This is a genomic window from Nocardiopsis ganjiahuensis DSM 45031 (assembly GCF_000341085.1).
In the GTDB taxonomy this organism is placed as follows: Bacteria; Actinomycetota; Actinomycetes; order Streptosporangiales; family Streptosporangiaceae; genus Nocardiopsis; species Nocardiopsis ganjiahuensis.
Map to the genome: position 1 here is coordinate 522,485 of NZ_ANBA01000002.1, position 11,848 is coordinate 534,332.

Here is an 11,848-nt window from a genome sequence, read left to right on the forward strand (position 1 = left end):
TGCGTGCACACGGGAGATTCTGCAAATCGTAACCCCGAGGCCCGTGCCCGAACACCCGTCCCCGTCTAGGGTGAACGAACTCCGACCCCCAACCGCCCCAGGGCGAAGACCCCGAACGATCCCCCGAAGGAGTCACAGCAGACATGTCCAGACTCGTGCGCGCATCCGGCGCACTGCTCCTGACAAGCGCGCTGGTGGTGCCCTTCGCGCCGGCGGCCGGCGCGTCCGCGCCCATGGACACCCCCGAGGGCGAGGCGGCCTTCACCCTCACGGTCCTGCACGGGAACGACCCCGAGTCCGCTCTCCTGCACGCCTCCGCCGAGCCGGACTTCGGCGGGGCCGCGCGCTACACCACGCTGCTCCACCAGCTGCGCGACAGTGAGAACGACGGCACCGGGATCGGGCCCGACGAGGCCGCCGACCGCGGGGTGGTCACCGTCAACTCCGGCGACATGTACCTCCCCGGTCCGGAGTTCGCCGCCTCCCAGGAGGAGGGCGCGCCCTTCTACGACGCGATCGCCGCCTCCTACGCGGAGTACGACGCGGTCTCCATGGGCAACCACGAGTTCGACTTCGGCCCCGACCTGTACGCCGAGTTCGTCGGCGGCCTGCCCGAGAGCACCACGGTGGTCGCCGCCAACGTGGACGTGTCCGGCGAGGCCGGACTGGCCGCGCTGGAGGACGCGGGCCGGATCGCCCCGAGCACCGTCGCCGAGGTCCGGGGCGAGAAGGTCGGCATCGTCGGCGCGCTCTTCCCGCCGCTGGCCACCATCACGAGCCCGCGCGACGTCGTGGTGGACGAGGTCGTCGGCCCAGTCCAGGCCGAGGTCGACCGGCTCACCGGCGAGGACGTCGACAAGATCATCCTCATCTCCCACCTCCAGGACATCACCTACGAGGAGCGGGTCGCCCAGGAGCTGAGCGGTGTCGACGCCGTGGTCTCCGGCGGCGGCCACGAGGTGATGGCCGGCCCGGGCGACCCCCTGGTCCCCGGTGACGAGGTCACCGTCCACCCGGGCACCGGGGAGCCGCTGTCCTACCCGCTGCTGGTGGTCGACGACGACGGTGACGAGGTGCCCGTCGTGACGGCCGGATCCGACTACAAGTACGTCGGCCGCCTGGTCCTGAACTTCGACGCGAACGGCGACCTCGCCTCCGTCGGCGAGCGTTCCGGACCGGTCCGGGTCTCCGGCACCGGCGACGACGCCGTCGAGCCGCACCCCGAGGTCGAGGCCCAGGTGACCAAGCCGGTCACCGACTACGTGGCCGAGCTCGCCGACACCGAGGTGGCGCGGAGCGAGGTCGCCCTGGACGGCACCCGGGACCCGGGTGTGCGCACCCAGGAGACCAACCTGGGCAGCCTGGTGGCGGACGCGCTGCTGGACACCGGCGCGCGCAACGCCGAGGAGTACGGGGTCCCCGTACCGCAGATCGGCATCCAGAACGGCGGCGGCATCCGCAACTCCTCGGTGATCCCGGCCGGTCCGGTGACCGCGCTCGACACCTACTCGATCGCCCCGTTCGCCAACCAGGTCGCGGTGGTCCCGGAGATCCCGCGTTCGCAGGTCAAGGAGCTCCTGGAGCACGGTGTCTCCGCCGCGCCCACGGCCGACGGCCGATTCATGCAGGTCGCCGGGGTCAACTTCGCGTACGACCCGGAGAACACCGCCCAGGAGGTCGACGAGGGCGGCGAGGTGCTCGTCCCGGGTGAGCGCGTGCGCAACGCGATCCTGCACGACGGCACGGTGATCGTCGAGGACGGCGAGGTGGTGGACGGTGACGCCATCACGATCGCGACCAACGACTTCTCCGCCCGCGGCGGCGACACGTACCCGTTCCGCGACGCCGGCTTCACCGTGGTGGGCTCGACCTACCAGGGCGCCCTGGAACGCTTCGTCACCGGCACCCTCGAGGGCCGGATCACCGCCGCGGACTACCCCGAGGGCGGTGCCGGCCGCATCGTGGTCGGCGAGGAGGCCACCGCGCCCCCCGGCAACGGCGGCGGCACCCCCACCGACCCGCCCGGTTCGCCGGCCCCGACCGACGGGCCCACCGACGGACCCACCGACGGACCCACCGACGGGCCCGGCGGCGGGAAGCCCGGTGACTCCGACGGCAAGGACGGCAAGGGCGACGACAAGGACAGCAGGGACGACAAGGGGTCCCTGCCGGTGACCGGTAGCGCCCTGACCGGTCTGGTCATCGCCGCCCTGGTCGCCGTGGTCGCCGGCGGCAGTGCTCTCTACCTGAGCCGCAAGCGCCGGACGGCCACGGACGCCGGGGAGACCGACGGCTGATCCGCCGCCCCGGGGGCGTTCTCCCGGAACACGCCCCAGGCCCGTGACCGGCACCCCGGTCACGGGCCTTCCTGTTCCCCTGGCCGGGAGCGGCGCTCAGCAGCGCGGAAGACCCTCGATCGGCTGCCAGGGCTCACTGCTCCCGAAGGCCGTGGCGCTGACGAAGACGTCCCGGTTGCCGGTGTCGTCGTCGGTCAGCGCCCACCAGGTCGAATAACCCCCCTCGCCGTCGGAGTGGGGTTCCCCCTCCGCCTGGCAGAAGAAGTAGTGCCGCCCGGCCCACAACCAGCCGCCGGTGGGGTAGCGGCTCTCCTGTGACCAGTAGGTCCGGGCGTCGCGCCAGGTGGAGTAGTAGTGGCGGTGCGAGAACTCGGCCGCGCCCGCCTCCGCGTCAGGCAGCGCCGGGCCCCGCGCCGCCTGGTCCCCGGTCCCGCCGGCCGTCGCGGACTCGACCGCGACGGGTTCGGCCCCGGTGCGCCCGGCGGCCGGTGCCGCGAGGGCGATCGGCAGGACCAGGGCCAGCGCGGCCAGTGCGCCCAGTCGCACGCCCCGGCGCGCACGGGGTCTCCGCCTCCCGGCTTCCAGCCGGCTCTCCGCCCCGTGGTCCGCACCGCGGCTGTTCCCCGCACCGTCGTTCCGCCGCGCCATCAACGCTCCTCACGTGCCCCGGACCGGATTCGGGGTCCGAGATGAGTGGAAAGGCCCGGTGGGAGCCCGGGTCCCGAGACCCGCCAACCACCACCAACGCCCCATTGCCACCCCTATTCTGACTCAGAGTGTTCAAATAGACACGCAATGACTCGACACGGGTGCGCAGCCCCCGTCAGCAGCCGGTGAAGGCCTCGGTGTCGCTGACCATGCTGTCCCGCTCGCCCTGGTCCATGTCTCCGCCCTCGAACCAGACGAACACGATGTGGCAGGCGCTCTGGACGTCGGCCATGTCGTTGTCGTCCTCCCCGACCTGGGACTGCAGACCCGCGACGACGAGCGTGGCCGTGAACATGTTCTCGAAGGCGATGATGCGGACGAGGTTGGTGTCCACGGCGCTCGTGCAGACGAAGGCGTCCTCCTCGTCCTCGGCCTCGCAGAGGTCGCCGGAGGCGTCCACGCCCGACTGGAGGTCGTAGTCCCCGCTCAGTTCCTCCACCACGTCCTCGGCGGACGCGAGGTCCTCCGGCTCCTGCGTCGGGGGCTCGCTCGCCTCCTCGGTGGGCTCGGGGCTGGGGAAGGGGTCCTCGGTCGGGCTCGGGGACTCCTCAGGCGAGGGGGACACGGAGGGCAGCGGCTCCGGCTCGGGCTCCCGCCCGGCGGCGATCCGGTCGGTGGCCAGGCCGCCGAGCGCGAGGCCGCCGCCGAGGAACGACGCCCCGGCCAGCACCGCGGCGACGGCGATCACCGCGACCACCCCCGCCCCGTACCTGCCCCGGGGCGGCGGCCCCTGCGGCGGGAAAGGGCCCTGCGGCGGGGGTGGACCCTGCGGAGGCGGACCCTGCGAAGGCGGCCCTTGCGGAGGCGGCCCTTGCGACGGGGGTGGGCCCTGCGGAGGCGGACCCTGCTGATAGCCCTGCTGTCGTCCCTGCTGAGGAAAGCCGAATTCGCCTCCGCCGTGGGGCGGCGGGTTGGGGTTCACGTGCGGGCTCCTCTGGTGTCCGGGAAGGCTTGTCGAGGGATGCTCGCGCACCCCCGCGTTACAGCTTCCCAGTTTCACCAAGAACGTGCAAAGAAAAGGCCCATGATGGCCAATTACACCATTTGACCGGTATGTCATTAGCGTATTTTCAGCCAACCTTGGGGCATCCGGCGCGCATAATAGGGAAATGCGCCACCCTGGACCTACGATCGGCTCCATGACCTGCGTTTTGCTGGCCGAAGACGATGTCTCGATCTCCGAGCCTCTCGCGCGCGCACTCCGACGCGAGGGTTACACGGTAGACGTGACCGTCAACGGCATTGAGACACTCGACCGCGCCCGTGCGGGAGACATCGACCTCATGGTCCTGGATCTCGGGCTCCCCGAAATGGACGGCCTTGAGGTGGCACGTCGGCTTCGCGCCGAGGGTCACGGAACGCCGATCCTCATTCTGACCGCCCGGGCGGACGAGGTCGACACCGTCGTCGGCCTCGACGCCGGTGCCGACGACTACGTGACCAAACCCTTCAGACTCGCCGAACTCCTGGCCCGCGTCCGTGCGCTCCTGCGCCGCGGCGGGGCCGAGGTCCCGGTGGTCCACGGGGTCCGGATCGACAACGACTCGCGCCGCGCCTGGCTGGGCGAGCGGGAACTCCAGCTGACCACCAAGGAGTTCGACCTGCTGCGCGTGCTCGTACGCGACGCGGGGAAGGTGGTCACCAGGGAGCAGATCATGAGGGAGGTGTGGGACACCAACTGGTGGGGGTCGACCAAGACCCTGGACATGCACATCTCGTGGCTGCGCCGCAAACTCGGCGACGACGCCAACCAGCCTTCCTACATCACGACCGTCCGGGGCGTGGGGTTCCGGTTCGAACGAGACTGACACGGCCTTGGGTTCGACGCGCTTGCCGGTCGACCGCCCCGGGGGCCGGACGGACGTGAGGTGACATGCGCAGGCGGATGGTGTTCTCCACCCTGGTGGTGACAGTCATCGCCGTCATGCTGCTCGGGCTGCCCCTGGGTGCGCTCACCTACAAACTGGTGCACGACGAGGCCAGTCGGCAGCTCGAGGGCGAGGCAGAGCTCATCGGTGTCGAGAGCGACAACATGCTCGAACTCCACAACGAGCTGGACCTGGCGGAGTTCGACCGGGACCACCCGGACCGGTTCGTCCGCATCACGCCCGCGGGCGGACCGACCGCCATGACCGCCGGCGACCCTGCCCTGAACCCCGAGGCCGCGGACTCCCCGCGCCTGCTCAAGGCATCCGCCACCACCAACCGGGGCACCCGGGTCGAGGTGTGGACCGGCAGCGAGCACGTGCAGGAGAGCGTGGTCCGCGCCTGGCTGGGGATCGCCTCGCTGTCCCTGCTCGCCATCGGGGTCGCCGTGGGCCTGTCGATGTTCCAGGCCCGCAGGCTCACGCTGCCCCTGGTGGACCTGGCCGCCACCGCCGAACGCCTGGGCTCCGGGGTGACCACCCCGTGGGGCCATCGCTACGGCATCCCGGAGGCCGACCGCGTCGCCGAGGTGCTGGACCGCAGCGCCGAACGCATCGCCGGGCTCATCGCCACCGAGCGCCACTTCGCCACCGACGCCTCACACCAGCTGCGCACACCGCTGACCGCGCTCACCATGCGACTGGAGGAGATCATCGCCGAGTCCGGCAACCCGGAGGTGGTCCGCGAGGAGGGCGAGGCGGCCCTGGCCCAGACCGAACGGCTCGTGGAGACCGTCGAGAGCCTGCTCGGCCGCGCCCGCAAGAGCCAGAACCCCGAGGTCGAACCGGTCGAGGTCGACCCGGTCCTCAACCACCTCCAGGCGGAGTGGTCCCCGGTCTTCCAGCAGGAACAGCGCAGGCTCCTGGTCACCGGCGACCCGGGGTTGACCGCCATGACCGTCCCCACCGACCTCGCCCAGATCCTGGCGACCCTGGTGGAGAACGCCTACAAGCACGGCGCGGGGACGGTGACCATCCGCCGCCTCGACACCGGCCAGTCCGTCCGCATAGAGGTCAGCGACGAGGGAGAGGGCGTCCCCGAGCACCTGTCCGGGCGGATCTTCGAGCGCGAGGTGAGCGGGGGCGGCGGCACCGGCCTGGGGCTGGCCCTGGCCCGCCACATCGCCGAGTCCGAGGGCGCGCGCATCGAGCTGGTGCAGACCAGGCCGACCACCTTCGCGCTGTTCCTGCCCGCCGGCGCGGGCGGGTTGTCGAAGATGACCGGCCCGGTCTAGGTCGTGTTCCTTGGATCATTTCGGGTTCGCGACCACCGGGCTGCCTCTCGCTGCGCCGATATCACTCGGACAGCCAAACCCGGGCTGACCTTCGTTCATCGTTTGGCGAGAGATTGCCCGGACGGCCGCTCACGGACATCGGCGCAAGCGCCGAGCCCACCGAAAGCATCCGCGGAACACTCCCAAAGCCCCTACTTCCCGGCGCCGGCGTGGGCGTTGGAGCCCTGGCCCTCGGGGACCTCGCCGCGGACCACCAGATCGCTCCACAGGCTCCGGACCCGTTCCAGGCCGTACACCGAGGTCACCTCCGCGCGGGCCCGCTCGCTCTCCTCCGCGAACCGGCCCTCGGAGACCGTGGCGTGCACGGCCTCGGCCATCGCCACCGGGTCGTCGTGGATCCAGTGCGGGTCGTAGATGGTGTCCGCCCCCGGCCAGGGCAGGAGCGCCGGGACGCCGCCGGAGGCCGCGCACTCGGCGGGTGCCAGGTGGAAGGACTCGTCGTCGCTGGTGGAGAGCATGAACCCCACCCGGCGCAGCCAGGTGGCCACGTCCGGTCCGAACGGGTCGAAGACCACCCCGGCGGCGAGGGACTCGTCGCGCTGGATGCGACGGTAGACCCGCTCGAAGTAGGCGCGCTCCTCGGGCCGGTTCCAGATCCACCAGTACTCCCACGGCTGCTTGGTCTTGACCGACAGCGTGTAGCGGGGGTCCATGCGGCGCAGCTCCGAGAGCACGTCGAGGCCCCGGTCCAGGCGTTTGCGCGAGGGCGCGATGCCGATCATGCCCAGCGCGTACTCGGCACCGGCGAGTTTGGGGCGGTCGAGCTGGCGGTCGTCCACCCAGTTGGGCAGCACGACCACCTTGTCGGCGGGCCAGCCGGTGAGCTCGCGGGTGAGGTCGGCGTAGTGCGGACTCACGCACACCACCGCGTCCACCTTGGAGACGTCCAGGCGGCGCGGCCACTCCGCGTACAGCTCGAAGCGGTGCAGGCGGACGATCAGTCGCTGGTCGGGGCGTTTCCACTTGGCGTAGAACAGGGCGTTGGGCCCGCACCACTCGCAGATGACGACGTCGGCCCAGCCGGCGAGCTCCCGGGACCGGTACTGGTCGTGGGTGCTCAGCCCCTCCCACTCGTCGACGCGCACGTCCAGCCCGGGCAGGGAGTCGAGGTACTCGGCGAGGCGGGTGAAGAACTTGAGGTCGTGGCCGGCGATGACGACCTTGAGCGGCCGTTCGGGGTCGGCGCCCGCGGGAGCGGCCGGAACCGCCTCGGCCAGGTAGCCGCGCAGGCGTTCGGCGGCCCGCTCCAGGGTGTGGTCGGCCGCGGCCGCCCGGCAGCGTTCGGCTGCCTCCGCGTACACGGCCCGGTCGTGGTAGGCCCGGGCGACCACCGCCGCCACCGAGGCGGCGTCCTCACCGGCGAAGAGCGGGTAGTCGGCGCCGAGCAGCGCCTCGTGCATCGGGGTCCGGTTGAGCACCACCGGCAGGCCGAGCGCGCCCAGCTCCAGGACCTTGGTGGACAGCTCCAGGCTGGCGTCCATGTCGGGGTCGCGCCAGGACAGCCCGAAGTCGCACTCGGCGGACTGGCGGAGCGCGTCGGCCCGCGCCATGCCGCCGCGCCAGTCCACGTGCGGAGTGCTCTCCAGCGCCTTGCGCATGCGCTTGGCCCAGTCGGCGGGTTCGGCGTGGATCTTGTCGCCGATCATCACCAGTTCGGCGTCCACCCCGAGACGGGCGAGCTCCTCGGGGAGCCCGGTCATCTCCAGGGTGTTCCACCGGGGCGCGAACTTGCCGGTGTAGGCCAGCCGGGTGCGGGCGTGCGTCCGGCCCTCCGCGGCGACCCCCTCGGGCACCGCCGCGACCGGCGGGAAGAGCACGGAGCGGCCGCAGGCCGCGGGGACCGTGGACTCCAGGAACGCCCGCAGCTCCTCGGTCTGGCAGAGGACGAACCGGGAGGCGAGCGCGATCTCGGTGAGCTCGGCGGTGGCCGTCGCGGTCAGTTCGCCGACGCTGTGCGGGAAGTCGGTGAGGTAGGTCCACAGCTTCCCGGACAGGGCCTCCTCCTGGGCGGCCAGCCCGGCGAGGCGGCGGCCGCGGACGACCACGAGGTCGAAGGGTTTGCGGGCGTGCAGCCTGCCCATGAGTTCCACGGCCTGCTCGGGGGTGAGTCCGCGCGGGCCGAGGTCGGGGAGCATCCTGTCCTCGTAGGGGCGCACCACCCGGACCCCGGGCGTCTCCGTGAGGGGTGCCGTGAGCCGGTCGGTACGCACCTGGGCCTTGAGCAGCAGGGTCACCTCGCATCCGGCCGCGGCCAGGGCCTGCGCCATCGACTGGGCCCAGATCGCCGAGCCGTCGATGATGTTGAGGTCCACGTCCCCGTACAAGAGTGCGCGCGGAGGAGGTGTGCTCACGTTCTTCCCTTCGGATGCTGATGACTGGCCCGTGGCGGGCGACGGCTGGTCAACGGACGAGCGGTGCTCGTCGGGGCTGGTCACCCGAGTGCGCCGGTCGAGGCGTCGGCGTGGGCGGGGCCCTCGTTGTCTCCGTCGCTGCCGGAGCCGTGGTCGGGGCCCAGCGCCAGCAGCCGGGTGCCGCGCCGGTTCCACTCCGCCGGACGCCAGCCGCGCCGCAGCAGGTCGGTCCGGGCCAGTTCGGGGGCGACCGAGGTGACGAACACGTACTGCCGGCCCCCCGTGTCACGGTCGAAGAAGCCCCGCTCCCCCGCCGCGGTCGTGCCGGGGCCGTCCGGCACCGCGGTGTCCGGGGTGCCGACGGCGTCGGCCCCGGAGCACTCGGCGGCGCAGGCGAGGTCGGCCAGCCGGTGTCGTCCGACCGGCCCGGTCCACAGGTGCGCCCACGGCGAGGTGGCGCGTTCGGCCAGAGCCGCCCAGTGCTCCGGCTCGAACCCGCCCACCTGGGAACGGACCCCGCCCCGGGTGAGTTCCTCCGGGGTGTCGGGGGCGGTGGCGCGGACCGTGCGCACGGTCAGGCCCTCCGCTCGCAGGCGCTGGACGCCCGGCATCCGGGCGGCGGTGTCGGGCACGACCAGCTCGGCGGGGCGCAGACGGGAGGACAGGAGGTCCTCGGCCAGGCGTTCGGCGTCGGCCTCGGAGGCCGGGTCGGCGAGCACGGCGACACCGCGGCCGCTCAGCGGGAGTTCGGTACCGGGTGTGCCCGCCGCGAACTCGAGCCCGTCCAGGAGAGCGGCCAGGCGGACCGGGGCGGCCTCGTCGAGGAAGACCTGCCGGAGCATGGCGCGCACCTCTCGGGGCGTGGGCTGGTCCGCGCGCAGCCGGGGCACGGTGACCGCCAGGTCCTCGGCGTCGGGCACGGGCACGGCCGGGTGCGAGACCACCCGGGTGCCGCAGGCCCAGGCGCGTCGGCGCAGGCGCAGGTCGCCGTGGCCGGACTCGGGGATCACGGCGACGTTGGCGGCGCGCAGGGCGTCGGGCAGGTCCGGGGAGTCGGCGTCGACCACGCCCACCCCGAGGTCCAGGAGGACGTCGGGGACCTGCTGGTCCGGTGCGGTGCGGACGAAGACCGCCTCGGGCCCGGAGACGAGTTCGGCGGCGACGGGGTTGAACTGGTGCAGCGGCACGCCCGCGTCGCCCTTGTGCACGCGGTCGAAGCCGAGCTGGCGCAGGGCGGGCGACGCGGGCGCGTCGTCGAGCAGGACCGTGGGGATGCCGCGCGCCGACGCGGACTCCAGCACCCAGTGCAGGGCCCGGGTGCGGTCGACGGCGGCGGGATCGCCCACGTGGGCCCAGGGGGACCCGGGTGCGGCCGCCGACGCGGACACCAGGAGCAGGTCGACGTCGACCGCGTCCATCACGATCTGGGCGTCGTGCGGGCGCAGCGGTACCGAGCGCAGGTAGGGGGCGACGGCCTTCTCCACGGCCGGGCTGAGGACGGTGGCGACGACCAGCAGGTCCTCGCGTCCACCGCTGAGCCCGGTCAGGAGCCGGGCCTCCTGGCGCTCGGCGTCGAAGGAGCGGACGGGTTCGACCCGGCGGCGCTCGGCGTGGTTGGTGCTGCCGCTGCGCCGCCAGAGGCGGTAGAGGTCGCGCGGGAGCTTGACCAGGGAGCGGCCGGGGCGCTTGGCGGCGGCGGTGAGCGCGCGGCCCACCTGGAGTGAGGTGGAACCCTCGAGTGTGGCGAGCCGGGCCTGCGCCTCCTGGAGCTGGGCCTCGCGCTCGGCCAGGGCTTGCCGAAGCTGTTCGGTCTGGCTCTGTTCACGCCGTTTCACGGTCTGCCACCTTGTGCTCGGTTCGGGAAACCTCGGGTCGGGGCACCGTGGTGCCCGTCGGTCGGTCTGGGTGTCGGGGGGCGCCCGCGCGGACGGAGTCCACGCCGGTCATCGGGACCACTGGGTGAGGACGGAGGCGATGCGCTCCCCCGCGTGGCCGTCCCACAGCGGCGGCACGTCGCCGATCCGCTCCGCGGTGCGGCCGTCCAGGACCTTGCCGAGGGTCTGCAGGAGGTCGGCCTCGGTGACCAGCTGGTTGGTTCCGTGGGTGATGGTGACGGGGCGCTCGGTGTTGGGGCGCAGGGTCAGGCAGGGGACGCCGAGTACGGTGGTCTCCTCCTGGACGCCGCCGGAGTCGGTGACCACGGCCGCGGCGCCGCGGGTGAGTGCGACGAAGTCGAGGTAGCCGAGCGGTTCGAGGAGGCGCACACGCGGGTGGTCGCCCAGCCCGGCGCGGTCGAAGGCGGCCTTGCCCCGCGGGTGCACCGGCATGACGACGTCGGTGAGGTCGGCGATCTCGTGCAGGCGCTCGGTGAGGCGGGCGACGTTGGCGGGGTCGTCGACGTTGGCGGGCCGGTGCAGGGTGGCCGCGACGTAGCGCTCGGGGAGGTCGAGGCGGGCGCGCAGGGCGTCGGCGTCGAAGCGGTCGAGGTTGCCCAGGAGGGTGTCGATCATCGGGTTGCCGACGAGGTGGACGCGGTCCGGGGACACGCCCTCCGCGGCCAGGTGGCCGATCGCCTCGGGGCTGGTCGCGAACAGCACGTCGCTGAGCTGGTCGGTGACCCGCCGGTTGATCTCCTCGGGCATGGTGTTGTCGAAGGAGCGCAGGCCCGCCTCGACGTGCGCGACGGGGATGCCGAGCTTGGCGGCGACCAGGGCGGCGGCCACGGTGGAGTTGACGTCGCCGTAGACCACGACCATGCCGGGGGTGTTCGCGGTGAACTCCCGCTCCAGGCCGACCATGAGCGCGGCGGTCTGCGCGGCGTGCGAGCCCGAGCCGACACCGAGGTCGACGTCGGGGGTGGGCAGGCCGAGGTCGCGGAAGAAGACGGCGGACATGCGGTCGTCGTAGTGCTGACCGGTGTGCAGGACCGTCTGGTGCGCGCCCCGCCCGCGCAGGGCGGAGACCACGGGCGCGGCCTTCACGAAGTTGGGGCGGGCCCCGACCACGTGCACGATCCCGGTGTCCTGGCTGCCAAGAGGGGCACTCGTTGCCACGGCTGTTTCCTTCTGGTTTCGGTGGGGGTGACTGCTGTGCTGGTGCGGGTCCGGGGTGCGGTGGGGCGACGGGGCCGGCGCACGCTTCGGGTGACGGAGTTCCTTGCCCCAGCCGTCCCGAACGCGACGCCGTGTTGTCACCACCTGGCCACGTCCACGTGGTTGTGTGACTGACCGTGCATGACTCCCAGAATTCCGAACCCCGAGTTCCGCGTCCGC

At 72.5% G+C, this 11,848-nt stretch carries 8 protein-coding genes; 3 read left to right on the plus strand and 5 right to left on the minus strand.

The genetic code is table 11. The features are described from left to right. Positions 1-143 precede the first annotated feature (143 nt). Positions 144-2,297, plus strand: coding sequence for a bifunctional metallophosphatase/5'-nucleotidase (locus D458_RS0102925; protein ID WP_017585229.1), 2,154 nt, complete (start codon positions 144-146; stop codon positions 2,295-2,297). Between the two features lie 96 nt (positions 2,298-2,393). Here the strand turns inward: D458_RS0102925 and D458_RS36015 are convergent, their stop codons facing one another. Together D458_RS36015 and D458_RS0102935 are read right to left on the minus strand one after the other, a co-directional pair. Then, entirely contained in the window at positions 2,394-2,945 is a 552-nt protein-coding gene (locus D458_RS36015; protein WP_017585230.1) for a hypothetical protein, read from the minus strand. 175 nt (positions 2,946-3,120) lie between these two features. Further along, positions 3,121-3,702 (minus strand): hypothetical protein, encoded by a 582-nt coding sequence (locus D458_RS0102935; RefSeq protein ID WP_017585231.1) that lies wholly within the window; start codon positions 3,700-3,702, stop codon positions 3,121-3,123. Positions 3,703-4,144: 442 nt separating this feature from the next. On the opposite strand from D458_RS0102935, the gene D458_RS0102940 reads away from it, so the two are divergent. Both D458_RS0102940 and D458_RS0102945 read left to right on the plus strand, forming a co-directional pair. Continuing rightward, the gene (locus D458_RS0102940; RefSeq protein WP_017570862.1) at positions 4,145-4,813 is read left to right on the plus strand and encodes a response regulator transcription factor; all 669 of its coding nucleotides are present in this window, start codon (positions 4,145-4,147) and stop codon (positions 4,811-4,813) included. A gap of 65 nt (positions 4,814-4,878) precedes the next feature. After that, the gene (locus D458_RS0102945; protein ID WP_017585233.1) at positions 4,879-6,165 is read left to right on the plus strand and encodes a sensor histidine kinase; all 1,287 of its coding nucleotides are present in this window, start codon (positions 4,879-4,881) and stop codon (positions 6,163-6,165) included. A gap of 191 nt (positions 6,166-6,356) precedes the next feature. On the opposite strand, the gene D458_RS0102950 is transcribed toward D458_RS0102945, so the two are convergent. The 3 genes from D458_RS0102950 to wecB all read right to left on the minus strand — a co-directional run bounded on the left by D458_RS0102950 (position 6,357) and on the right by wecB (position 11,629). Continuing rightward, positions 6,357-8,549 (minus strand): glycosyltransferase, encoded by a 2,193-nt coding sequence (locus D458_RS0102950; RefSeq protein WP_017585234.1) that lies wholly within the window; start codon positions 8,547-8,549, stop codon positions 6,357-6,359. A gap of 107 nt (positions 8,550-8,656) precedes the next feature. Continuing rightward, entirely contained in the window at positions 8,657-10,411 is a 1,755-nt protein-coding gene (locus D458_RS0102955) for a hypothetical protein (protein WP_017585235.1), read from the minus strand. A gap of 108 nt (positions 10,412-10,519) precedes the next feature. Beyond that, positions 10,520-11,629: a non-hydrolyzing UDP-N-acetylglucosamine 2-epimerase gene (gene wecB, locus D458_RS0102960; RefSeq protein WP_026118939.1), complete on the minus strand. Its 1,110-nt coding sequence runs from the start codon at positions 11,627-11,629 to the stop codon at positions 10,520-10,522. Between the last annotated feature and the right edge of the window lie 219 nt (positions 11,630-11,848).